This window comes from Microbacterium sp. MYb64, assembly GCF_002979495.1.
In the GTDB taxonomy this organism is placed as follows: Bacteria; Actinomycetota; Actinomycetes; order Actinomycetales; family Microbacteriaceae; genus Microbacterium; species Microbacterium azadirachtae_A.
The window spans coordinates 66,049-88,039 of record NZ_PCOW01000007.1; the positions used below are offsets into that span (position 1 = coordinate 66,049).

The window sequence follows — 21,991 nt, forward strand, 5'->3', positions numbered from 1 at the left end:
ACACCGGATCCTGCACGAGACACCACGGCACACGTGGTTTCTCGCGCGGATCCAGGTGTCTCGCGAGCCTCGATCAGAGGCAGCGCGCGGCGCGCGCGATCCCGTCGTCGCCGGCGAAGTCGCCGATCGACGTGACGTCGTCGAACGTGGACAATGCGAGCGCCGTGTCGTCGACCGCGTAGAGGTGATCCTCGAACGTCGCGCTGTGCGGCGACAGGGCGGTGTAGAGGACCGCGATCCGGCCATCCTCCAGGTCGACGGCGATGTAGTAGCCGCCGGAGCCCGAGGACCGGGCCGCGGCGAGCTCGTCCACACCGAGTCCGCCGAAGCCGGCCGCGATGATGTCGTCGAGCCTGGGATGCACCGCGACGCACTGCGCGGCGATGCCGGCGGGGGAGGCGGCGCGGCGGGCGTCGTCGAGGAAGTCCTTCCGGTCGGCGGGGTCGTCGATCCCGTCGAGATCGTCGCGTCCGACACCCAGCCGTTTCATATCGTCGTCGTCCGGGTCCGCGTCGTCGTCCGGATCCGTGTCGTCCGGATCGGTGTCGTCATCGGCGTCCGCGTCGCCCTCGTCGTCCGGATCGTCGTCGTCATCGTCCGCGGGGGCGCCGGCGGACGAGGTCGGGGTGGGATGCGATGACGGATGGGCGCCGGAGCTCGACGGCGCCCCCGCGTGCGCGCCGGTCGTCGATGCGCAGCCGCTGAGCAGCAGCGCGAAGCCCGCCGTCAGAGCGAGCGCGAGGCCCGTCAGGGTCGGTGGTCCGGATGCTCGCATGTGATCTCCCCTGGATTCGCGAGTGCGATGCCGTTCGCCGGGTGCGCGTTCTCGGTCTCGACGGAGAACTCGGCGAAGGATCGCGATCAGGATACGGATCGGCGGCGGAACGGCCGTGTGCGCCTACGGGCATCCCCGCAGGTGCGAGTCGATGCTCCGCAGGTCGGGTCGCAGCCCGCGACCGGAGGATCAGCCGGAGACGGCGCTTCGCAGCGCTGCCAGGCGGGTCGCCGGGTCGCCCGACAGCTCCAGGATCCGGGCGGTGCCGGTGAGGTCGGGCTCGTCCGCGAGATCGAGCAGCGCGTCGGCCGTCACCTCGCGGAGCTCCGGATCCTCGTCGTCCGGCACCGCGATGCCGTCCGGCGCGAGCAGCACCAGCAGATCGACCCGCGCCATCGCCCGGGCCGTGAGGGGCGCCTCACGGCGAACCAGCTCCGCAGCGGCCCCGGAGCGGCCGAGCTCGTCGATGGCCGCGAGGTAGGCGAGGAAGTCGAGGGGTCCGCGTTCGGCGATCACGGCGCGCGGCAGCGTGGGATCGAGGAGACGCTCCGCGCTGAACCGCAGCTGGGCGACGAAGGATCCGGATCCGGGGCCGTCGTCGACGAGATCGAACGGATCGGGCAGCACGGCGAACTCGGGATGGGCGAGAGCGAAGTCCGAGATCAGGGTGCTCTTGCCGGTCGCGTGCGTGCCGGAGACGACGATGCGCATGGTCGGATTCTACGGATCCGGCCTGAGGGGTCGGGCGGCTCAGCCGGACGCGCGACCGCCGCGCGTGCGAGCCATGAGGACGTCGCGCACGACGATCGCGCGACGCATGTCGACCATGATCGGGTCGAAGAAGCGCTCTCGATAGCGCTGCTCGCTCACCGCCGAGAGCACGAACGGCAGCGAGGAGATGATCGACATCAACGCGGCCGTCTTGACGAGATTCATCGTGATCGGAAGCGTCGCGCCGCCGATCGTCAGACGGTCGACGTGCAGGGGGTGGCTGGGTGTTCCTGGTCCCACCCACAGCTCGACGATCCCGACCGGGATGGCGATGCCGCCGATGAGCACGAGCAGCGCCCACAGCATCGCGGCGAACAGCACCGCCTGCATGAGCTGGGCCACCGCCATCACGAGCATCACGTTGAAGCGCTGGACGAAGCGCAGCGGTGCCGATGATGCGGATCCGGATCCGTCGTGCGCGATCGGAGTGCCGGCGAGCAGCGCCGTGCGCTCCTCTGGCGTGAGGGTCTGGCGGATCTCGTCGATCTCGGAGGCGCACACCCGCAGGACAACGATCAGCGCGAGCGCGGCGACCACGGCGCCGATCAGGGCGATGGATCCCCAGGGCAGCGCCGAACTCATCTGCCAGACCTCGGCGGAGAAAAAGGCGAAGACGACCAGCATCAGGATCACGGGAAGCGCGATCGACGCCATGTGCCCGATCGCGGAGACGTTGCGCACCGCAAGACGGCTCCCCCAGGAGAGCAGTGCCCCGCCGCCGGCGCCCGTGACCAGCATGCAGGCGGCGACCAGGGCGAGCCCCTCGATCACCGGGGCGACCTTGGCTCCGGGCCGCATGAGATAGCCGACCACGACGAGCGCGATGAGGCACGCGGCGATCACGACCCCCGCGACCGCGGCGCCCGCCGGAGCGGAGAGCCGGCGCAGCGCCGCGCGCACGAGCCGGAAGCCCGCCCAGGCGATCACTGCGATGCCTGCCAGGAGCAGCAGCGCGATCCCCAGCAGCGCCCATTCGTCGTCCGGAAGGAGGTCCGCGGCCGCATCGATCGCGGTGACCATCACGCCCTCGAGGAGAGCCGCGGTCAGGGTGACCGCGGTCAGCAGCGGAGCGACGCGCCGGGGCAGATCCGTGAACCAGCGCCGCAGCGGCACGAAGGTCGGCAGTCCCTGCTCGCGGAACCAACGGTCCGCCGCGCGCTGGCGGGCGCGAGCGCCGACGGGCGCGACGTCCGCGGCGGTATCGGCGGTTCCTTCCGGTCTTTCGGCCGGGGGTGCGGTTCCGTCGGACATGGAGCCGACACTACCGGCACCGAAGGAGCCCGCGCGGGCGGTGGTGGTCGTCGTAGCCTGAGGTCATGACGGACATCGCCTGGTCGGACGGACGCTGGACCCACCCTCCCGCGGGGGCCGTCGAAGAGCGGGGCGACCTCGTCGTCGCGGCGGCCGAGGGCAGCGACGCCTGGCGGATCACGTCGTACGGCTTCGTGCACGACAGTGAGCATGCGCTCCTCGCGCCGTTCGCCGTGGGCACGGCCGTGGAGGTGGAGTTCACCGCGGCGTTCTCGGAGCAGTTCGATCAGGCGGGCGTCTTCGTACGTGTATCGGATGACCGCTGGGTCAAGGCGGGTGTCGAGTTCGCCGACGGACGGCCGCAGGTCGGCGCCGTCGTCACCGACGGGATGTCCGACTGGTCGCTCGCCCCGGTGCCGGAATGGGCCGACCGCCGGATCCTGGTGCGGGTGAGCCGCGGAGCTGATGCGCTCACGGTGCGCGCCGGACTCGTCGGCGCGGCGCTCCAGCTCGTGCGCGTGCTGCCGCTCCCGGCCGAGGTCTCCGCCGAGGCGGGGCCGTTCGTCTGCGCACCGACGCGAGCCGGCCTCGTCGTGCGCCTGCACGCGTGGCGCGTCGTCGAGGCGGACGGCGCCCTGCACTGATCCTGCGCCGATGCGATGCGCCGGCGTGACCTCCTGAGTCGCGGTTCTGCGTGTCGCGGCGAAGTTCTTCGACGGGTGCGGAATACCCCCAGGGGGTATATGGTTGTCGACATCGGATACCCGGACGGGGTATCGACCGAAGGAGACGACATGACCACGACCGAGTACCAGGTGACCGGGATGACCTGCGGGCACTGCGAGATGTCCGTGCGCCGCGAGGTCGGCAAGATCGCCGGCGTCGACGCCGTCGAGGTGAGCGCGGCCGACGGTTCGCTCACGATCACGGCGAGCGCACCGCTCGACGACGCGAGCGTGTTCGCAGCCGTCGACGAGGCCGGGTACCGGGCGGTTCGGGCCTGATGAACACCGCGGGACGACTGGGCCTCTACGGTGCAGGGCTCGCGGCGGCGTTCGCCGTGGCGTTCGGCGCCGCGGGACTCGTCGCCCCGCGAGAGGCCGCGGCAGAGGCTGCGAAGCATGAGCAGAGCACTCAGCAGGAGGAGAAGGGCATGAACGGGCACGACGCGCACGGCACCGCTGTACAGGAGGCTGTCGACCACGGTGCGCACACGGCGACCGAGACGACGGCGGGCGTGTCCCTCGCCTCCGACGGGTACGCGCTCGCCCCGGTCTCCGCGCCGGTCGCGGTGGGGGAGCAGGGGCGGCTGAGCTTCCGGATCCTCGACGGGTCCGGCGCCGCGGTCACGGACTACACGCCGCAGCACGAGAAGGATCTGCATCTCATCGTCGTCCGCAGCGACGGCGCGCAGTTCCGGCACGTGCACCCGACGCTCGACGCGAGCACCGGCACGTGGAGCATCCCGTGGACCTGGAGCGCTGCGGGTTCGTATCGGGTGTTCGCCGATTTCGCGGCGGCCGGTGCGGATCCGGTCACGCTCACGCGTACAGTCGACGTCGCCGGATCCTTCACGCCTGTCGTCGCCGAGACGAGCACCAGGACGAGCGTCGACGGTCTCGAGGTCGCCATCGCCGGGGATCTGGTCGCCGGATCCCCCTCGGAGCTGACCGTGACGGTCCGACGCGACGGGGCTCCCGTCACGACCCTGCAGCCGTACCTGGGCGCCTTCGGGCACCTGGTCGCGCTGCGCGAGGGCGACCTCGCCTACCTGCACGTGCACCCCGAGGGTGCGGCCCCGGCAGGCGCGGAGGCGACCTCCGGGCCCGACGTCCGCTTCGGCGCGCACGTGCCCACGGCCGGCCGCTACCTGCTCTACTTCGACTTCCAGATCGACGGATCCGTGCACACGGCGGCGTTCGTCCTGGAGGCGGCGGACGGCGCCGCGAAGGCCCCGTACCAGCACTGAACGCCAGAACACGACCCATCCGGAAGGAGACGCACCCATGAACGCGAACAGCGTGGAGCTCGAGATCGGCGGGATGACGTGCGCTTCCTGCGCGAACCGTATCGAGAAGACCCTCAACAAGCTCGACGGCGTCACGGCCACCGTGAACTACGCGACCGAGAAGGCCAGGGTCGAGCTGCCGGACGGCTTCGATCCCGCGACGCTCATCGCACAGGTCGAGGACATCGGCTACTCCGCGGTGCTCCCGGCGCCGCCCGTCGCGGAGGCGCCCTCGGAGGGCGCGGGCGCGCCGACGACGGAACCCGCCGACCCCGAGCTGAGCTCCCTGCGCACCCGGCTCCTGGTCAGCACGGTACTGGCGGTGCCCGTCATCGCGATGGCGATGATCCCCGCGCTGCAGTTCACCTCCTGGCAGTGGGCCTCGCTCGCGCTCGCCGCGCCCGTGATCGTGTGGGGTGCGTGGCCGTTCCACCGCGCCGCATGGCTGAACCTGCGCCACGGCGCCGCGACCATGGACACGCTCATCTCGATGGGCACGCTGGCCGCGTTCGGCTGGTCGCTGTACGCCCTGTTCTTCGGCACGGCCGGCATGCCAGGCATGCGGCACGAGTTCTCGTTCGCCCTCCAGGCCGGTGACGGCAGCAGCAACATCTACCTCGAGGTGGGCGCGGGGGTGACCGTGTTCATCCTGGCCGGCCGGTACTTCGAGAAGCGCTCCAAGCGGCGTGCGGGGGCGGCGCTGCGCGCGCTGCTCGAGCTCGGCGCCAAGGACGTCGCGGTGCTCCGCCCTTCGACAGGCTCAGGGACCGGTGCGGGCTCCGGGACGTCCGGCGCCGGGACCGAAGAGGTGCGGATCCCGATCGCGCAGCTCGCCGTCGGCGACGAGTTCGTGGTGCGGCCGGGAGAGAAGATCGCCACCGACGGCGTCGTCGTCGCCGGGACCTCGGCGGTCGACGCCTCGATGCTCACCGGCGAATCCGTGCCGGTCGAGGTCGGCGCCGGCGACACCGTGGCCGGCGCGACGGTCAACGCGGGCGGGCGCCTCATCGTGCGCGCCACGCGGATCGGATCCGACACGCAGCTCGCGCAGATGGCGCGTCTCGTCGAGGACGCGCAGACCGGCAAGGCCGAGGTGCAGCGCCTCGCGGACCGGATCAGCGGAGTGTTCGTGCCGATCGTGATCGCGATCGCCGTGGTGGCCCTCGGGGCCTGGCTCGGCGCGGGATTCCCCGCGACGGCGGCCTTCACCGCCGCGGTGGCCGTGCTCGTGATCGCGTGCCCGTGCGCTCTCGGCCTCGCCACCCCGACGGCGCTGCTCGTGGGCACCGGCCGCGGAGCGCAGCTCGGGATCCTGATCAAGGGCCCCGAGGTGCTGGAGTCCACCCGCAAGGTGGACACGATCGTGCTCGACAAGACCGGCACGGTGACGAGCGGCCGCATGGAGGTCACCGACGTCATCGCCGAGGACGGCACGGATCCCGCCGAGCTGCTGCGCCTGGCCGGCGCCGTCGAGAGCGCCTCCGAGCACCCGATCGCACAGGCCGTGGCCCGTGCGGCGGCCCTCGCTCAGGTCCCTGAGCGAGGAGCGCAGCCACGAGGCGAAGGGTCGGTCGTCGAGTCCTTCCAGAACATCCCGGGCCGCGGCGTGCAGGGCGTCGTCGACGGTCGTGCGGTGCTCGTGGGCCGGGAGGCCCTGCTCGCGGACTGGGCGCAGCACCTGAGCCCGCGTGTCGCGGCCGCGAAGGCCGAGGCCGAAGCCGGCGGCAAGACCGTCATCGCGGTCGGCTGGGACGGATCCGCCCGTGGCGTCGTCGTCATCGCCGACACTGTGAGGCCCACGAGCGCCGAGGCTGTCGCCGCGCTCAAGCGTCTCGGGCTCACCCCGATCCTGCTCACCGGGGACAACGAGGCGGTCGCCCGCCGGATCGCCGCGGAGGTGGGCATCGACGTGGTTATCGCCGAGGTTCTCCCCGAGGGCAAGGTCGACGTGGTCGCCCGACTGCAGGGCGAGGGACGCGTCGTGGCGATGGTGGGCGACGGCGTGAACGATGCCCCGGCGCTCGCCACGGCCGACCTCGGCATGGCGATGGGCACGGGCACCGACGTCGCGATCGAGGCGAGCGACATCACGCTCGTGCGCGGCGACCTCCGGACAGCGGCCGACGCGATCCGGCTCTCCCGCCGCACGCTCGGGACGATCAAGACGAACCTGTTCTGGGCCTTCGCGTACAACGTGGCGGCGGTCCCGATCGCCGCGCTGGGCCTGCTGAACCCCATGCTGGCCGGAGCCGCGATGGCGTTCTCGAGCGTGTTCGTGGTGGGCAACAGCCTGAGGCTGCGCCGCTTCCGCTGACCCCGCCCGCGCTGATCCGCTCCACCCGCCGCGCTGATCCGCTCCCGTCGCGAAAACCGTCGCTCTGAGCGCCGCATACCGGCACTTTTCGCGACGGGAGCGGACGACAGCCTCCGGTCAGGCGCCGTGCCAGAAGATCGCGATGCCGGCGTTCAGCACCGCGAGCGCTCCGATCGTCCAGAAGGCTCCCGCGGTCGGCCGGCCGGCCTTCTCCCGGGTGATGACGACGCCGAACGCGCCGCCGATCGCCAGGGCGACCACGAGCTTCACCCCGAGCTTGAGGTAGTCCAGGTGCACCCCGGCGGGGAAGGGGATCGCGAGGAGCAGGCCCGACGCGATCATGACCCCCAGCCCGGTGCGGAACAGGGTCGTGGTGACGTAGCGGCGGCGCACGGCCTGGGCCGCCCAGCCGCCGAGCAGCAGCGCGAAGCCCACGAGGTGCACGAGCACGAGGAATTCGCGCAGCAGGGACAGAGGATCCATGAGTGTCTCCATTCGGGTCGGATCAATCGGGTCGGATCAATCGGGTCGGATCCGGCGGAGCGGATCGGGCGCGCTGAGGGAACCCGGCGCAGCGGGCGATGACGAGGAGCAGTCCCGGGCGGTCAGGCCGCCGCGGTCTTCCCGCCGTCGACGGGCAGGACCACGCCGGTGACGAACGAGGCGGCCGGCGACGCGAGCCAGGCGATGGCCTCCGCAACCTCCTCGGGGCGTCCCATCCGCTGCATCGGCACGAACCGGCCGATGTGCTCCCGCACCTCCGCGGGCTGGGTGAGCACGTGCCCCGAGGCGATCGGGCCGGGGGCGACGGCGTTGATCCGCACGCCGCGGGCGGCCTCGTCGAGGGCCGTGGTGCGGGTGAGGCCGACGACGCCGTGCTTGGCGGCGGCGTAGGCAGACATCCCCGGCGCCCCGCCGATGCCCGCGGTGGAGGACACGTTCACCACGGCCCCGCCGTCGATGATCGTGGCGAGCTCGGCGCGCAGACACCGGGCCAGCCCCAGGAGATCCACCGCGAGCACGCGCTCCAGCTCGGCATCGTCGATCGCGCTGAGGGGGCGCGGCATGTGCGCGACGCCGAGATTGTTGACGGCGACCTGGATGCCGTCGCGGGCCTCGCGGGCGAGGAACTCTTCGAGCGCGCCCTCCTCCGAGGCATCGAATGCGCCCACCGTCACGTCGGTCCCTGCCGTCCGCAGCTGCGCGGCGAGATCCTCGAGCGGTTCCTGCCGGCGTGCCACGAGCAGCATCCGATGTCCTTCGCCGGCGAGCCGCCGTGCGACCGCCTCTCCAATCGCGCCGTTCGCGCCGACCACGATCGCGCAGCTCACGACAGGGCCTCCGTCGTGACGAGGCGCGGATCTCGGCGCGGGCGATCCCGGGGGAGGAGGAAGGCCGCGGCGATGAGCCAGGCGCCGCCGCCGAAGCGCACGACCGGCAGCAGGATCTGCAGCGGATCCAGCACGAGCGAGAGGAAGGACACCTCGCCGGCGGCGGCGATGACGAGCCCCAGGAAGGCGAGCCATCTCGGCATCAGCCGCAGGATGTACGCCGGGACCGCGACGCCGGCGATCAGCAGGCCCATGCCCACCGCATAGCCGACGCCGCCGAGACCGAAGGCGAGCCGGCCGAGCGCCGCGGTTCCGCCGGGATCGGCCGGGTCCGTTCCGGAGGCGATCGACCAGGTGACCAGGGCCGAGACGAGCAGCAGCAGCGAGGCGGCGATGCCGCCGTACAGCCCGATCACCGGGCCGGGCACCCGCACGCCGAGCCGGAGCTGCCGTGCATAGAGGGAGGCGGCGAGGATCCCGAGCGGCACGGCTGCGCCGAGCTGCAGGGTCGCCGCGATGCGGATCGGCAAGGCGTGCGCGGCGTACCAGGCCGCGACATCGGCCGCGGGCGCGAACGGCGCAGGAGCGGATCCGGTCCCCGCGAGCAGGGTGACGACGCCGGCGATCGTGAGTGCGAACGTCACGATCGCGAGCGGGCCCAGAGGTGGTCCGCCGGGCCGACGGGAGCGCTGCGAATATTCGGTCATGTACTAAACGATGCACGCTATGAATCATTCTGTCAAGCGACTATGCTGAGGTGATGGACACCCCCCGCCGACCCGAGCGCACGGGCTTCCTGCTCTCCCAGCTCGGATCCTTCGCGGCCGCGCGCTTCGCCGAACTCGTGAAGCCGGCCGGCCTCACGCCCGCGACCGCCGGCGCCCTGCGGATCCTGGCGCGCAATCCCGGACTCAGCCAGCGCGCGCTGGCCGACCGGCTCGGCGCGGTGCCCAGCCGCGTCGTGGTGCTCGTCGACGCGCTCGAGAACGCGGGGCTGGTCTCCCGTACTCGCGATCCCGACGACCGCCGGCATCACCGGCTCGATCTCACCGACGCCGGCCGCGCCGCACTACAGGGGCTGCGCGCGGCGGCCGAGCAGCAGAACGCCGACATCCTCGGGCCGCTCGATCCCGCCGAGCGCGAGGCGTTCGCCGCCCTCATCGCCCGCCTCGCTGCGGCGCACGGGATCGACCCCGACGTGCATCGGGGCTTCGGTGACCATCCGCACGCCCGCTGAGGGCGGCGCCCCGCACCCGACCGCGTCCCATATCTTGCCCCCGCCGTGTCCCACTTCCGGCTCAGAAGACCGCGGAGCGGGAGCCGAAGTCGGGACATGGGTCAGCTGCAGGAGCCGAAATCGGGACATGGTCGGTGAGGAACCCGCTGATCCCCGGGCTCAGCGCTCCGCGCGGAGCCTCTCCTCCTCGTCGGTCGCCGCCCAGCTGGCGAGCATCCGCAAGGCGTCCGCCGTTCCTGATCCGGGTTCGGCGGTGTAGACGGCCATCATCACGCCCGGGTCGGCCGACAGATCCAGTCCCTCGTACGTGAGGTCGAGGTCGCCGACGACGGGGTGGTGCAGGCGCTTGATCCCGGTGCGGTGGAACCGCACGTTGTGCGCGGCCCAGAGGGTGCGGAACTCCTCCGAGCACTCCGAGAGCTCGGTGACGATCGCTGCGAGCATCGGGTCGGCGGGATGCCGGCCGATCTCCGCGCGGACCGTCGCGACCAGGTCCTGCGCGACCTGATCCCACTCCCGGTAGAACGTGCGCGCCGCCGGATCGAGGAACGCGAAGCGCAGGCTGTTCGGGACGGCGTGCGCGAACAGCGGCGCGTACAGTGCGCGTCCCAGGCGGTTGGCGCCGAGATAGTCGAAGCCGCCGCCTCGCACGATCGCCGGTGCATCGACGATCGCGTCGAGCATCCGGAGCACACCGGGCCGGAGGGCGACCGTGCGCGGCCGCGCGACGGAACCGGCGCGGGAGGTGCGATCCGCGCCGCGGGCGAGATCGAACAGGTGCGCGGTCTCGGCCTCGTCCAGCTGCAGGGCCATCGCGATCCCGCCGAGCACCGCGTCGGAAGCGCGGGAGAGGTCGCCGCGCTCGATGCGGATGTAGTAGTCCACGCTCACGCCCGCCAGCAGCGCGACCTCCTCGCGGCGGAGCCCCGGCACTCGCCGGAACCGGCCGTAGGCGGGCAGCCCCGCCTGCTCGGGGGAGAGGCGGGCGCGGCGCGAGGTGAGGAAGTCCTGCACCTCGGCCCTGGCGTCCCTCGCGCGCTCGTCCATCCCTCGACCGTACGCGCCGTGCATCCACGGTGCCAGGCACTGGCAGTACCCGGAACATCCGGGTCTGGTGCCGGCCGCCGATCGGGAGTGCACTGGAGGAGTCCCGGAGGCGCCGGGGCGGAGGAACGCACCGGCCGCGATCGCGCGGACCGGATCCGCGACGGAAGGAGAGCCGCATGCACACGCGCACACTCGGACACGGCATCGACGGCACAGGTCTCGAGGTCTCGGCGATCGGCCTCGGCGCGATGGGCATGTCCCAGAGCTACGGACCGAACCCCGGCAGCAGGGAGGACATGATCGGCGTGCTGCGCTCGGCCCTCGATCACGGCGTGACCCTGATCGACACGGCGGAGGTCTACGGCCCCTACGTCAACGAGGAGCTCGTCGGCGAGGCGCTGGAGCCCGTGCGAGACGAGGTCGTGATCGCGACGAAGTTCGGCTGGCACATCGAGGAGGACGGCCGGTACACGGGGGTGGACAGCCGGCCCGAGCAGATCCGCCGGGTCGCGGAGGCCTCGCTCCGCCGGCTGCGCACGGACGTCATCGACCTCTTCTACCAGCACAGGGTGGATCCGGCGGTGCCGATCGAAGACGTCGCCGGGACGGTGGGCGAGCTCGTGCGCGAGGGGAAGGTGCGCCATTTCGGAATGTCCGAGGCGTCCGCGGCGACCATCCGCCGCGCGCACGCCGCGTTCCCGGTGACCGCCGTGCAGAGCGAGTACTCGCTGTGGACGCGGGATCCGGAGGCCGAAGTGCTGCCGGCGCTCGCCGAGCTCGGGATCGGCTTCGTGCCGTTCAGCCCCCTCGGCAAGGGCTTCCTCACGGGCACGGTCACGGCGGAGACCTCCTTCGCCGACGGCGACATCCGCTCCACCATCCCGCGGTACACGGCCGACAACCGTGGCGAGAACCAGCGTCTCGTCGACCACGTCGCCGCGCTCGCCACGGCCAGGGGTGCGACGCCGGGGCAGATCGCGCTGGCCTGGCTGCTCGCGCAGGAGCCGTGGATCGTGCCGATCCCCGGCACCCGGCGCACGGCCCGCATCGCCGAGAACGCCGGATCCACCGCGGTCGCCCTGTCCGCCGACGAACGTGCGGATCTCGACTCCCTGGCCTCGCGACTCGGCGTCGCCGGCGATCGCTACAACCCCGACCAGTTCTCCTACGTGGGGCGCTGACGGCGACGAGCGCTCAGTCCTCCGTCCTGCTCCTCTCCTCCGTGCGTCGCACGGCGGAGAGGAGCAGGTGCACCGGAAGGACGTCGGCGGAGTCCGACAGGTCGACGCCGAGCTCGCCGGCGCGACGCAGGCGCGACTTCAGCGTGTTGCGATGCAGCCCGAGCCGATCCGCCGCCCCCGTGAGCGAGCCCAGCGCCGAGAGGCGGGCGAGCAGGGCGTCGATCACCTGTCCCGCTGCGGGATCGGCGGAAAGGCGCGGATAGAGCGCGGCGACGAGCTGATCGGCGAGATCCGTCGGCACGAGGCGCCCGATCATCGCGGGCCTGATCCCGTCGAACTCGAGGAACGCCTCCGATGCGGGGGCATTCGGGCTCGGATCCGCGAGGCGGGCGGCGAGCCAGGCCTCGCGGACGGCGTCCCGTGCCTCGGCGCGGGAGCTGTGCCGGCGGGAGGCGCCTCCGGAGAGCGGCAGGCCGGCCGTGCGGACGAAGCCGCTCCGCACGCGATCGATCTGCGCATCGAGACTCTCGCGATCCGGTGCGGGCAGGATTCCGAACCACCCGCCGTCGAACCGGGTGAGCGGGTTCTCGCGGAAGGCGAGGTACCAGAGCTGGTGCACGAGCGCGCCGAGGCGTTCTGGATCATCGGAGCGCAGGCAGATCGCGACGAACGAGCCATCGAAGGGGAGCGGCGCAGACCCTTCCAGAGCGCCGAGCTCCGGCTCCGCGAACTCCGCGATCCCCGGCATTCCGGTCAGCGCGGTGATGGCGATGGTCGGCAGGGAGTCGCGGGTCGCGGAGACCTGCTGCTCCCGCAGCAGCGCTCTGATCGAGGGGGCGGCTTCCGCGAGCAGCTGCTCGCCGAAGCCGACCATCGGCGCCGGTAACCGGGCGACGAGGATCCCCAGGCCGCGATCGCGGGGGGACAGCCTCGTCCGCACGAGCTGCCCCGCCGGGGCCGACGAGGACTCGCCCGTCCGCTGCGGCGATCCGAACGTGGGCACGCCCGCGGACTCGATCCACACGCCCGCGCCGTCGAGCTCCTCGGAGAGCAGGGCGACGGCCTGGGACGGATCCACGGCGCCGGAGAGCCGGTCGACGACCGCGCGCACGCGCGCCATCGTCTCCGCGCGGGCCGTGCCCAGCCGGATCGCCGCGTCGATCGCGAGGCGCGTCATGTCGCGGCCGGTCGTGAGCAGGGAGACCTCGAGGCGCCGGGCGAGCTCGACGACGGAGCCGGTGAACGGCTGTTCCGGGACGATGAGGGCGCAGGCGCGGCGCTCCCATGCGTATCTCAGGGCGGCCGAGATCATCCATCCGCCGCGCGCGCCGCCGGGGGAGAGGAGTACCACCGTGTCGGGACCCACGGAGCCGATGTCCTCGAAGTCGGTGACGAGCGCGACGTCCCGGACCGGGCTCCGCTCCGAGACGAGGTGGAGCACCGTCAGTCCGTCGAGCTCGCGGGCGCCGATGAGGTCGCGCAGCTCCACGGCTCCGCGCGCGGGTGTGCTCATGCTCGGCTCCTTCTGCGGTCCGGCAGCACCGCGTGCATCGTCTCGGGTGCCGCGAGGCGCCGGCCGTCGGGCGTGTACCACTGCGCTGCGGCGGGCAGCACGACGAGATCCAGGGTGTTGCCGGCCCAGAGGTCGTCGAGGCTGGCGACCCGCCCGTCCTCGGGGTGCAGCATCGTGATGATGTCGGGGATCACCGCCTCCGGCGTGCCGTCGACCATGAGCATGAGCAGCTCGTTCTGGATCTCGAGCTGGACGAAGCGCCCCTGCGTCTCCTCGATGAGGACGACGCTCGACGGGTGATCGGGCTCGCCCGCCGGTGCGGGGCGGGAGAGTCCTGCGACGTCCGCGACGCGGGCCCGGATGATCCGGCGCACGCCTTCGGTCCGACGCAGCAGCTCGTGCTTCTCCGCGACCGGGAGCGCGGAGTCCAGGATCCTGCCGATGCGGACCATGCGCGACACGCTGCCGAGGACGCCGGTGCGGGCCAGGTCGCGAGCGGTCATCGGGTAGAGCGCGGACGCCGACCAGCCGCCGAACTCCTCCGCGAGTGCGCGGACGAGCCGCTCTGCCCTGCGCGGCTCGCGGACGCGGAGGACGGCGGACTCGCCGACGGGACCGGTGGCGGCCAGAGGGCCGGCGGGAAGGCCGGCGAGGGTGAACACCGACTGGAACAGCAGCGGGAAGACCCTGCCCATCGGATCGGCGTCCACGGTGGGCCGCCCGAGCTGCATCCCGGTCAGCAACGGCACCATGGAGTTCACGTTCGCCGCGGCGAGAGGGAAGAGGCCCTCGATCCGTCGACCGAGCTCTCGCTCCAGCAGCTCGACGCTGGTGACGAACTCGTCGCCGGCGGGGCGGAGCTCCGACAGCGGCAGCCCGTTGTTGACGAAGCCCACGGCGGCGACGAGGGCGTCGGCGTCGAGCTCGCCCACCTCGATCAGTTCCGGCCCGCCAGCGCCGGCCGACATGCGGGCGAGGATCCGGTCCTGCTGCTCGTCGCACCATTCGGGATCCGCGGCGCAGGCGAGGAAGAGCGCGCCGGTGCGGAGGTGACGGACGTCGTCAGCGTTCAGCCGCATCGTGCGCACCCTCTCCCGTCGGCTCCGTCGCCACGCCGTGCACGCGCACCGAGACCACGCGCGCATGCTCGTAGGTGGTCGCGACCAGCCTCGACTCGACGATCCGGACCGTGGAGGGGAGCGCCCCGAATGCCACGAGCCGGGCGTGCACGCGGGCCTCGGCGGCACGCAGCTCATGAGCCATCTCGGCGGCGTTCCCCGCGCTGACGACGCCCAGCGCCCAGTCCGACAGCGGGGCGACGGCGGCGCCGAGCGCGCGGAGGTCGGTATCCGCCTCGACCGCGCTCCCGTCGTCGAGCCAGTCGTCGAGCTCTGCTCCGAGGGCCTTGACCAGACGCGGGGCCGGGTTGCGTCCGTGCAGCAGGATCCTGGTCGCGGGGACGAGATGCGCGGCCTGGGTGGCGAGACGCGCGCCGTTCCAGCGCAACTGCGGGACGACCGCGGGGACGCTGTCCCTCACCGAGCCCAGGATCGGCCCCTCCCCGGTCGCCAGGACGAGATCGCCCTCGGCCAGGCCGCAGAACGCGGCTCCGCCGAGGAACTCCATCGGCTGCCCCGAGAGCGCCGAATGGACCGGTGAGGACGCGAGCCGGCTGAGCGGCACGCGCCCGCCGTCGTTGCGGGTGACCGAGAGTCTGGCCCCCGGGAACCGGCGGCCCGCGATCAGGGAGAGCGATGTCGTGAGTGCCTCGGCGTCGGCGACCATGGCGCCGTTCAGCTCGGCGGTGCGCTCCCGCGTGGCGAAGGAGTTGCTGTCGAACGTGTGCGAGAACGTGACGCTCAGGGGACCGCCGTGCTCGAGGAGGATCTCTCCCGCGGCGAGCTCATGCCCCGGATTCGCGAACGAGCCGACGCTCGTGATCACGACCCTGGAACCGGCGGGGATCCCGGCGGACGCCGCCCGGAACCCCTCCGCGTCGAAGGGCGCCAGCTCGTCGCCGAGGGTCGTGTGGCCGCCGCGCACGTGCAGGATCGGCGCCGAGCCCACATGCGGCTCGTCGGTGCGCTCGACGGGAGGACGCGGCGCGATGCGGACGACGGTGAGGGGGGCGTCGTCCGCTCTGCGCAGGACGGCGCTCAGATCGAATGCGAGGGAATCGACGGCGTCCCCCGCGGGCGTCGGGAAGCGGGTCAGCAGACGGTCGAGCGAGACCTCGATCCCGGAGGAGAGCGGGGCGGATAGCGCGGTCCGGCTGCCATCGGGATGCAGGCCGACGGCCGACAGCCGGTCGTCATACACACCGATTCCGATTCGCACGTGCTTCCCGTCGTCCTTGAGGTCCCGTTCATTCTTTTGCACAAATCGGTGAGACTGCAAGGTGCAAAACGCACCGGAGCCGCCAATGGGCAGCGGCTAACTTCATGTCAGCGCTCCCGAGATCCCGAATCATCGAGGGCGCGGAGTCACACCCGATCCTGACAACGGAGTCCAGACCCTGATGATTCGTTCCGTCCTGACCTTCCGCCCGGCGCCCGAGCACGTGGACGCCATCCTGTCCCTGTACCGCAGGGAGTCGATCCTGCAGGAGTCGCTCGACCTGACACGCGCCACCGCATCGGAGATCGCGACGGCCGTCGACGGATCCGGCGAGATCATCGTGACGGCCGTATGGCCCGACGAAGCCGCGTATCAGGAGTGGCTCGATCATCCGAACCGAGGACGCACGGCGCCGGAGCTCGCCGCGCTGCTCGGCACCGCCGTCACGGCCGGACGCCTCTACGCGATCGATCACCACGTCTCCGCACACGCTCACTGACACCCCTCACCCACGAAAGAAGACTGCAATGACGCACCTCTCACGAATCATCGCCGGCGCCGGAGTCGTCGCCCTCGGCGTCTCCCTCGCCGCCTGCAGCTCGGGCAGCGGGTCCGGCGGATCGGGCGGAGACAAGTACTCGATCGTCTTCCTCGCCTCGTCCTCGCAGAACGGCTACAACCAGGCCGTGTACGAGGGAGTGCAGAAGGAGGCGAAGGATCTCGAGAAGAAGCTCGGGATCACGATCACCACCAAGATCCAGGACGGTCAGTTCGACGCCAACACCCAGCTCTCCCAGCTGCAGAACGCCGGCACGACGGGACAGGCGAGCGGCATCATCGTGGTGCCTCAGGACGGGCCGGGCCTCGCCGCCGCGTTCCCGCTCGGCAACGACGTGCCCGTGGTGTCGGTGCTGAACCCGATCGGCCCCGACATCGACAAGATGGCCCCGCAGATCGACGGCGTGGTGTCGACGGTGGCGTCGTCCCCGTCGGAGGGCGCGGCCAGGCAGGCGCAGACCGTCGTCGACTACTGCAAGAACATCGACCCCTGCAAGATCGGCCTCGTCGCCGGACTGCTGAACTCCCCGCTCGACGTCGCGCGCATCGCCGCATGGAACAAGGTGCTCGGGCAATCCCCGAACATCAAGATCGTGGGGACGGTCGAGGGCGCCTATGACCGCGACAAGTCGCTCACGGCGGTCTCCAACCTGCTGCAGGCGAACAAGGACATCAACGGGATCCTGAGCAACGCGGACCAGCAGACCCAGGGCGCGCAGATCGCGCTCGAGAATGCGGGCATCGATCCGTCGAAGATCTTCCTCACCGGCGGCGGCGGGACGACCGAGGCCGTCAAGGCCGTCCGCGACGGCAAGTGGACGAACGACTACCTGAACTACCCGGTGAGCATGGGCAAGGCCGCGCTCGAGCAGCTCGTCAACAAGCTGCGCGGCGAGAAGGTCCAGTCGGTCGTCGATGCGGACACCCTGGTCAAGATCGGGCCGATGGCCACCAAGAAGGATCTCGACGCGGTGCCGGACTTCACCGGCGAGTGGAACGGCTAGACGGATGACCGGGCCGACAGGCTCCGTGCTCGTCGAACTGCGCGGCGTGGAGAAGCGCTTCGGGGCGACCCATGCCCTCGACGCGGTCTCGCTCGACGTGCGCGCCGGAGAGATCCACGCGTTCGTCGGTGAGAACGGCGCGGGCAAATCGACACTCGGCAAGGTGATCGCCGGCATCTACTCCGCCGATCAGGGCGAGGTCCTCATTGACGGCGCCCCCGTCGAAAGATGGAACCCCGGGATCGCGCAGCGGCGCGGGATCGCCATGATCGCTCAGGAGCTCGCGCTCGTGCCCGACCTCACCGTGGCGCAGAACGTGTTCCTCGGCGCCGAGCAGCACTGGCTCGGGGTCGAACGGCGCAACCTGGACGCACGGTTCGCGGCGCTCGACGCCGAGGTCGGCTTCGGGCTCGACCCTCACGCCAGGGTGCGGGACCTGAGGATCGCCGACAAGCAGAAGGTGGAGATCCTCCGCTCGCTGGCTCGGGACGCGAGGGTCATCGTGATGGACGAGCCGACCTCGTCGCTGACCGCGCACGAGATGACCCAGCTCGAGGACCTGATGCGGACGCTCCGGGACCGCGGATGCTGCGTCATCTACGTCTCGCACTTCCTCGACTCCGTGCTCGGCGTCGCGGATCGGATCACCGTGATGCGGGACGGCCGACGGATCGAGACCTTCGATGCGTCCGCCGTCCGCAAGCACGATCTGGTGACGTCGATGCTGGGGCGCGAGATGGATCAGGCGTATCCGGATCGCCCTGCCGCTCCGGGTCCTGATGCACCGGTTCTTCTCGACGTGCGGCATCTGCGCACCGACACGGGCGTCGAGGATATGAGCTTCACGGTCCGCGCCGGTGAGATCGTCGGACTGCTCGGCCTCGTCGGCAGCGGGCGCACCGAATGCCTCCGCGCCGTCTTCGGGCTCGACGCGATCGTGGAGGGGGAGGTCCGCTTCGGCGACCTCGACTGGTCTGGGCGCTCGCCGAAGCAGTCGATCGATGCCGGCCTGGTGCTGGTCTCCGAGGACCGGCACAAGGACGGGCTCGTGCTCCAGCGCTCCGTGCGCGAGAACATCGCGCTCGCGAGCCTCGGCGCGCGCGCCCGCGGCGGCGTCATCGACGGTCGCCGGGAGCGCTCCGTCGCCGAAGAGCTCTCCCGCGCTCTGGAGATCCGGCCGCTCGACACCGAACTCCCGGTCGGCTGGTTCTCCGGAGGGAATCAGCAGAAGGCCCTGCTCGGCAAGGCGCTGGCGGCAGGGCCGAAGGCGATCATCCTCGACGAGCCCACCCGAGGCGTGGACGTGGGCGCCAAGCGCACCATCTACGAGCTGATCGCCCGGCTCGCCGAGGAGGGGATCGCCGTGCTGCTGATCTCCTCGGAGCACGAGGAGATCATGGAGCTCGCCCACCGGGCCTATCTCGTCTCCGATGGCCGTACGTTCGCGGAGATCGTCCCCGCGCAGACCACCGTGGAGGACGTGCTGTTCCGGCTCTTCCACGTGACCCCCGGAGAGGAGGCGGCAGCATGAGCGAGGCCGTCAACACCACGGCGACGCAGACGCGCGCCCGCAGGAAGTTCTCGATGACCGAGCTCGCGATCGAGTACGCGGTGCTGCTCCTGCTCGCGGCGATCCTGATCGCGCTCGCGATCCTGTCGCCGTCGTTCTTCACCTTCGGCAACATCGTCAACATCCTGAATCAGAACACCCCGCTCGTCATCATCGCGGCGGCCGGGACGTTCGTGATCATCTCGGGCAACTTCGATCTTTCGACCGGCGCCATCTACGGCGTGGCGGGCGTCGTCTCGGCGTGGCTCGCGGTGTCGACGGGCAATGTCTGGCTCGCACTGCTCGCGGCGCCGCTGATCGGCCTCGTGCTCGGGGCGTTCAACGGCGTCGTGATCACGAAGCTCCGCGTCCATTCGTTCCTCGCGACGCTCGCCTCGTCGATGATCTTCACCACCATCGCGGTGCTGATCACCGGCGGCAGCCTGATCACGGTGACGACGCCCGGTTTCACCGCGCTCGGCCGCAACCGGGTCGGCGGGATCTTCATCGCGGTCTTCGTGATGATCGTGGTCGTCGCCCTCCTGTGGTTCGTGCTCTCGCGCACGGTGTTCGGCCGCCACGTCTATGCGATCGGCGGCAACCCGGAGGCGGCGGAGCTCTCCGGCGTCCAGGTCACGAGGACGCGCATCGTCGTGTTCGTGCTGAGCGGCCTCGCGGCGGGAGCGGCGGCGGCGATCGGCGTCTCCCGGATCTCCTCCGGTCAGCCGCTCGCCGGTGCCGGGCTGGAGCTGAGCGCGATCGCGGCGGTGATCCTCGGAGGCACCAGCATCTACGGCGGCATCGGCGCCGTCTGGCGCTCGGTGGCCGGCGTGTTCCTCATCGCCCTCATCGGCAACGGCTTCGACCTGCTCAACCTCAATCCCCAGCTCAAAGACATGGTGACCGGCTTCATCATCCTCGCCGCCGTCGGCCTCTCGGCCGCCGGGCGCAGGAAGCGCTGACCCGCACGTCCATCCGGGAACCCTGTCCGGTGGCGATCCGGTCGCCACCGGGCTCCGCGGGCTGCCCGAAAACTCCTCGAACCCCTCGAAAGGAACCCCTTTCATGCCTGAAAACATCCGCATCGCCGTCGACGTCGGCGGGACGTTCACCGACGTAGTGAAGCTCGTCCCGGAGACCGGAGAGCTGCGCTTCGAGAAGGTGCCGACCACTCCCGCCGAACCCACGGCCGGAGTCCTCGCCGCCTTCGACAAGGCGGAGGCCGATCCGGCGCAGGTCTCGATGTTCAACCACGGCAGCACGCTCGGACTCAACTCGCTGCTGACCCGCACCGGTGCCAGGATCGCGACCATCGCGACGCGCGGCTTCCGGGACGTCTACCTGCTCGGCCGCACCGACCGCCGGGTGATGTACGACATCGGCTATCAGAAGCCGGAGCCGCTGCTGGAGCGCTTCGACACCTTCGAGGTGACGGAGCGCAGCATGTTCGACGGCTCGGTCGCGGTGGCGCTGGACGAGGACGACGCGCGGGAGATCGCACGCGAGATCGGCCGCAGGGGCTACGACGCGGTCGCCGTGGCGTTCCTGCACGCCTACGCCAACCCGTCGCACGAGCTCCGGATGCGCGAGATCCTCGCGGAGGAGGCGCCGGAGCTCGAGATCACCATCTCGCACGAGCTCTCGCGCGAGTACCGGGAGTACGAGCGCACCAGCACGGCCGTGCTCGACGCCTACATCAAGCCGATCATGCGCGGCTATCTGCGCGCTCTCGAGGGCGAGCTCGAGCGCCGTGGATTCGGCGGACGCTTCCTCATGTCGCGCTCCGGCGGCGGCGCGATGACGGCCTCGGCCGCGCGGGAGCAGCCGGTGAACCTCATCCTGTCCGGACCCGCCGGCGGAGTCGTGGGAGCGGCGGCCTTCTCGAAGCTCATCGGGCGGCCCAACCTCATCACGATCGACATGGGAGGGACGAGCCTCGACGCCTCCCTCGTGCAGGACGGAAGCCCTGTGCTGTACCACGGCGCCGAGTTCGAGGGGCTGCCGATCAACACGCCTTCGCTCTACATCCACACGATCGGCGCCGGCGGCGGATCCCTCGGCTACCTGGACGACGGCGGCGCGCTGCAGGTGGGGCCGAAGAGCGCGGGCGCGATGCCGGGCCCGGCCGCGTACGGCAGGGGCGGCACCGAGCCGACGTTCACCGACGCGGCGCTCGCGATCGGCTACCTCGGCACCGACACCCCTCTCGGCGGCGAGCTCACGCTCGACCGCGAGAAGTCCCTCGAGGCCCTCGCCCCGATCGCGGAGGCTCTCGAGCTGACGGTCACGCAGCTCGCACGGGGCATGGTGCGGATCTCGAACACCAAGATCATGGGCGCCGTGCGGGCGATCACGATCGAACTCGGGCACGATCCCAAGGACTTCGCGCTGCTCTCCTTCGGCGGAGGCGGCGGCCTCGTCGCGGTCGACGTGGCCAGGGATCTCGGGATCCCCGAGGTGATCGTGCCTCCGGGGCAGGGCGCGTTCTCCGCGCTCGGCATGCTGATGGCGGACGTGCAGCACGATTACTCGCGCACGAGTCTCCAGGCCCTGCACGAGCTGGACGCCTCCGTGGCCGACGCGCTCTACGCCGGCATGGAGAGCGAGGCGAGGGAGACGCTGCGCGCCGAGGGATTCGACGACGACCGGATGGTCTTCCACCGGGTCGTGGCCGTCCGCTACTCGGGGCAGGAGCATGCGGTCACCGTCACCTATCCCGAGGACGGATCCGATCCTCGCGAAGCGATCCGCTCCGAGTTCAACCGTCTGCACGAGCGCCAGTACGGCCACGTCATGGACGATCCCATCGAGACCACGACCCTGCGGCTGAGCGCCCTCGGCGTCGTCGACAAGCCCGACCTGCCGCACGTCGCGCGCCGGTCCGCCGGGGCCGGTCCGGTGGTCCGCACGCGCACGGTGGTGCTCGACGGCGACGAGACCGCGGAGTACGCGCTGATCGCCCGCGAGGAGCTCCTGGCGGGAGACGCGATCGAAGGGCCGGCCGTCATCACCGAGCACACCGCGACGACCGTCCTGCACGCCGGCGACCGGCTCGAGGTCGGCGACTACGGCGAACTCGTCATCTCGATCCAGTACGCACAGAAGGGAGCGTGAC

The 21,991-nt window shown here is 71.3% G+C and carries 21 protein-coding genes; 11 read left to right on the top strand and 10 right to left on the bottom strand.

The genetic code is table 11. The annotated features are described in order from the left end of the window. Window positions 1–73: 73 nt before the first annotated feature. From CQ044_RS19420 to CQ044_RS08600, 3 genes are all read right to left on the bottom strand, one after another. Window positions 74–775 carry a hypothetical protein gene (locus CQ044_RS19420; protein WP_146116769.1) on the bottom strand — a complete coding sequence of 234 codons (702 nt, stop codon included), beginning with the start codon at window positions 773–775 and terminating at the stop codon, window positions 74–76. 189 nt (window positions 776–964) lie between these two features. Beyond that, window positions 965–1,486 carry an AAA family ATPase gene (locus tag CQ044_RS08595; RefSeq protein WP_105688087.1) on the bottom strand — a complete coding sequence of 174 codons (522 nt, stop codon included), beginning with the start codon at window positions 1,484–1,486 and terminating at the stop codon, window positions 965–967. 39 nt (window positions 1,487–1,525) lie between these two features. Further along, complete coding sequence (locus CQ044_RS08600) at window positions 1,526–2,797, bottom strand: hypothetical protein (protein WP_105688088.1); 1,272 nt, start codon at window positions 2,795–2,797, stop codon at window positions 1,526–1,528. 65 nt (window positions 2,798–2,862) lie between these two features. Here CQ044_RS08600 and CQ044_RS08605 point away from each other — a divergent pair, with 65 nt between their 5' ends. The 4 genes from CQ044_RS08605 to CQ044_RS08620 all read left to right on the top strand — a co-directional run bounded on the left by CQ044_RS08605 (window position 2,863) and on the right by CQ044_RS08620 (window position 7,119). Next, entirely contained in the window at window positions 2,863–3,441 is a 579-nt protein-coding gene (locus CQ044_RS08605) for a DUF1349 domain-containing protein (protein WP_105688089.1), read from the top strand. Between the two features lie 150 nt (window positions 3,442–3,591). After that, on the top strand, window positions 3,592–3,801 hold the full coding sequence (locus tag CQ044_RS08610) for a heavy-metal-associated domain-containing protein (RefSeq protein WP_105688090.1): 210 nt from the start codon (window positions 3,592–3,594) through the stop codon (window positions 3,799–3,801). Further along, window positions 3,801–4,766 (top strand): heavy metal-binding domain-containing protein, encoded by a 966-nt coding sequence (locus CQ044_RS08615; protein ID WP_105688091.1) that lies wholly within the window; start codon window positions 3,801–3,803, stop codon window positions 4,764–4,766. The genes CQ044_RS08610 and CQ044_RS08615 overlap by 1 nt, the downstream gene beginning before the upstream one ends. A 37-nt stretch (window positions 4,767–4,803) precedes the next feature. Next, complete coding sequence (locus CQ044_RS08620; RefSeq protein WP_105688092.1) at window positions 4,804–7,119, top strand: cation-translocating P-type ATPase; 2,316 nt, start codon at window positions 4,804–4,806, stop codon at window positions 7,117–7,119. A gap of 117 nt (window positions 7,120–7,236) precedes the next feature. On the opposite strand, the gene CQ044_RS08625 is transcribed toward CQ044_RS08620, so the two are convergent. From CQ044_RS08625 to CQ044_RS08635, 3 genes are all read right to left on the bottom strand, one after another. Then, window positions 7,237–7,602 carry a hypothetical protein gene (locus CQ044_RS08625; RefSeq protein ID WP_052680114.1) on the bottom strand — a complete coding sequence of 122 codons (366 nt, stop codon included), beginning with the start codon at window positions 7,600–7,602 and terminating at the stop codon, window positions 7,237–7,239. Window positions 7,603–7,724: 122 nt separating this feature from the next. Next, window positions 7,725–8,450, bottom strand: coding sequence for an SDR family NAD(P)-dependent oxidoreductase (locus tag CQ044_RS08630; RefSeq protein ID WP_181158236.1), 726 nt, complete (start codon window positions 8,448–8,450; stop codon window positions 7,725–7,727). After that, window positions 8,447–9,157, bottom strand: a complete 711-nt coding sequence (locus CQ044_RS08635) for a hypothetical protein (RefSeq protein ID WP_105688094.1) — start codon at window positions 9,155–9,157, stop codon at window positions 8,447–8,449. Before CQ044_RS08635 ends, CQ044_RS08630 begins: the two co-directional genes overlap by 4 nt. Before the next feature lie 53 nt (window positions 9,158–9,210). Here CQ044_RS08635 and CQ044_RS08640 point away from each other — a divergent pair, with 53 nt between their 5' ends. After that, the gene (locus tag CQ044_RS08640) at window positions 9,211–9,687 is read left to right on the top strand and encodes a MarR family winged helix-turn-helix transcriptional regulator (protein ID WP_105688095.1); all 477 of its coding nucleotides are present in this window, start codon (window positions 9,211–9,213) and stop codon (window positions 9,685–9,687) included. Window positions 9,688–9,846: 159 nt separating this feature from the next. On the opposite strand, the gene CQ044_RS08645 is transcribed toward CQ044_RS08640, so the two are convergent. Continuing rightward, entirely contained in the window at window positions 9,847–10,734 is an 888-nt protein-coding gene (locus CQ044_RS08645) for a helix-turn-helix domain-containing protein (RefSeq protein WP_105688096.1), read from the bottom strand. A 176-nt stretch (window positions 10,735–10,910) separates the two neighbouring features. Here CQ044_RS08645 and CQ044_RS08650 point away from each other — a divergent pair, with 176 nt between their 5' ends. Beyond that, on the top strand, window positions 10,911–11,915 hold the full coding sequence (locus CQ044_RS08650) for an aldo/keto reductase (protein ID WP_105688097.1): 1,005 nt from the start codon (window positions 10,911–10,913) through the stop codon (window positions 11,913–11,915). A gap of 13 nt (window positions 11,916–11,928) precedes the next feature. On the opposite strand, the gene CQ044_RS08655 is transcribed toward CQ044_RS08650, so the two are convergent. The 3 genes from CQ044_RS08655 to CQ044_RS19545 are packed head-to-tail and all read right to left on the bottom strand — an operon-like array spanning window position 11,929 to window position 15,765. Continuing rightward, complete coding sequence (locus tag CQ044_RS08655; RefSeq protein ID WP_105688098.1) at window positions 11,929–13,428, bottom strand: helix-turn-helix domain-containing protein; 1,500 nt, start codon at window positions 13,426–13,428, stop codon at window positions 11,929–11,931. Next, entirely contained in the window at window positions 13,425–14,507 is a 1,083-nt protein-coding gene (locus CQ044_RS08660; RefSeq protein WP_181158237.1) for a DUF917 domain-containing protein, read from the bottom strand. Before CQ044_RS08660 ends, CQ044_RS08655 begins: the two co-directional genes overlap by 4 nt. Beyond that, entirely contained in the window at window positions 14,491–15,765 is a 1,275-nt protein-coding gene (locus CQ044_RS19545; protein ID WP_181158238.1) for a hypothetical protein, read from the bottom strand. The genes CQ044_RS08660 and CQ044_RS19545 overlap by 17 nt, the downstream gene beginning before the upstream one ends. Window positions 15,766–15,946: 181 nt before the next feature. Between CQ044_RS19545 and CQ044_RS08665 the strand changes: the two genes are divergently transcribed. The 5 genes from CQ044_RS08665 (at window position 15,947) to CQ044_RS08685 (ending at window position 21,990) form a co-directional block, all read left to right on the top strand. Further along, window positions 15,947–16,264, top strand: a complete 318-nt coding sequence (locus CQ044_RS08665; RefSeq protein WP_105688100.1) for an antibiotic biosynthesis monooxygenase — start codon at window positions 15,947–15,949, stop codon at window positions 16,262–16,264. 28 nt (window positions 16,265–16,292) lie between these two features. Next, on the top strand, window positions 16,293–17,327 hold the full coding sequence (locus CQ044_RS08670) for a sugar ABC transporter substrate-binding protein (protein WP_105688101.1): 1,035 nt from the start codon (window positions 16,293–16,295) through the stop codon (window positions 17,325–17,327). 4 nt (window positions 17,328–17,331) lie between these two features. Further along, on the top strand, window positions 17,332–18,858 hold the full coding sequence (locus tag CQ044_RS08675) for a sugar ABC transporter ATP-binding protein (protein ID WP_181158239.1): 1,527 nt from the start codon (window positions 17,332–17,334) through the stop codon (window positions 18,856–18,858). After that, window positions 18,855–19,838: an ABC transporter permease gene (locus CQ044_RS08680; RefSeq protein ID WP_105688103.1), complete on the top strand. Its 984-nt coding sequence runs from the start codon at window positions 18,855–18,857 to the stop codon at window positions 19,836–19,838. Before CQ044_RS08675 ends, CQ044_RS08680 begins: the two co-directional genes overlap by 4 nt. A 103-nt stretch (window positions 19,839–19,941) precedes the next feature. Beyond that, entirely contained in the window at window positions 19,942–21,990 is a 2,049-nt protein-coding gene (locus CQ044_RS08685; protein ID WP_105688104.1) for a hydantoinase/oxoprolinase family protein, read from the top strand. The last annotated feature ends 1 nt before the right edge of the window (window position 21,991 follow it).

What these genes read in the sequence shown, in the direction of transcription:
- CQ044_RS19420 (WP_146116769.1), bottom strand. Translation starts at nt 775, where the DNA reads ATGCGAGCATCCGGACCACCGACCCTGACGGGCCTCGCGCTCGCTCTG.
- CQ044_RS08595 (WP_105688087.1), bottom strand. Translation starts at nt 1,486, where the DNA reads ATGCGCATCGTCGTCTCCGGCACGCACGCGACCGGCAAGAGCACCCTG.
- CQ044_RS08600 (WP_105688088.1), bottom strand. Translation starts at nt 2,797, where the DNA reads ATGTCCGACGGAACCGCACCCCCGGCCGAAAGACCGGAAGGAACCGCC.
- CQ044_RS08605 (WP_105688089.1), top strand. Translation starts at nt 2,863, where the DNA reads ATGACGGACATCGCCTGGTCGGACGGACGCTGGACCCACCCTCCCGCG.
- CQ044_RS08610 (WP_105688090.1), top strand. Translation starts at nt 3,592, where the DNA reads ATGACCACGACCGAGTACCAGGTGACCGGGATGACCTGCGGGCACTGC.
- CQ044_RS08615 (WP_105688091.1), top strand. Translation starts at nt 3,801, where the DNA reads ATGAACACCGCGGGACGACTGGGCCTCTACGGTGCAGGGCTCGCGGCG.
- CQ044_RS08620 (WP_105688092.1), top strand. Translation starts at nt 4,804, where the DNA reads ATGAACGCGAACAGCGTGGAGCTCGAGATCGGCGGGATGACGTGCGCT.
- CQ044_RS08625 (WP_052680114.1), bottom strand. Translation starts at nt 7,602, where the DNA reads ATGGATCCTCTGTCCCTGCTGCGCGAATTCCTCGTGCTCGTGCACCTC.
- CQ044_RS08635 (WP_105688094.1), bottom strand. Translation starts at nt 9,157, where the DNA reads ATGACCGAATATTCGCAGCGCTCCCGTCGGCCCGGCGGACCACCTCTG.
- CQ044_RS08640 (WP_105688095.1), top strand. Translation starts at nt 9,211, where the DNA reads ATGGACACCCCCCGCCGACCCGAGCGCACGGGCTTCCTGCTCTCCCAG.
- CQ044_RS08645 (WP_105688096.1), bottom strand. Translation starts at nt 10,734, where the DNA reads ATGGACGAGCGCGCGAGGGACGCCAGGGCCGAGGTGCAGGACTTCCTC.
- CQ044_RS08650 (WP_105688097.1), top strand. Translation starts at nt 10,911, where the DNA reads ATGCACACGCGCACACTCGGACACGGCATCGACGGCACAGGTCTCGAG.
- CQ044_RS08655 (WP_105688098.1), bottom strand. Translation starts at nt 13,428, where the DNA reads ATGAGCACACCCGCGCGCGGAGCCGTGGAGCTGCGCGACCTCATCGGC.
- CQ044_RS08660 (WP_181158237.1), bottom strand. Translation starts at nt 14,507, where the DNA reads ATGCGGCTGAACGCTGACGACGTCCGTCACCTCCGCACCGGCGCGCTC.
- CQ044_RS08665 (WP_105688100.1), top strand. Translation starts at nt 15,947, where the DNA reads ATGATTCGTTCCGTCCTGACCTTCCGCCCGGCGCCCGAGCACGTGGAC.
- CQ044_RS08670 (WP_105688101.1), top strand. Translation starts at nt 16,293, where the DNA reads ATGACGCACCTCTCACGAATCATCGCCGGCGCCGGAGTCGTCGCCCTC.
- CQ044_RS08675 (WP_181158239.1), top strand. Translation starts at nt 17,332, where the DNA reads ATGACCGGGCCGACAGGCTCCGTGCTCGTCGAACTGCGCGGCGTGGAG.
- CQ044_RS08680 (WP_105688103.1), top strand. Translation starts at nt 18,855, where the DNA reads ATGAGCGAGGCCGTCAACACCACGGCGACGCAGACGCGCGCCCGCAGG.
- CQ044_RS08685 (WP_105688104.1), top strand. Translation starts at nt 19,942, where the DNA reads ATGCCTGAAAACATCCGCATCGCCGTCGACGTCGGCGGGACGTTCACC.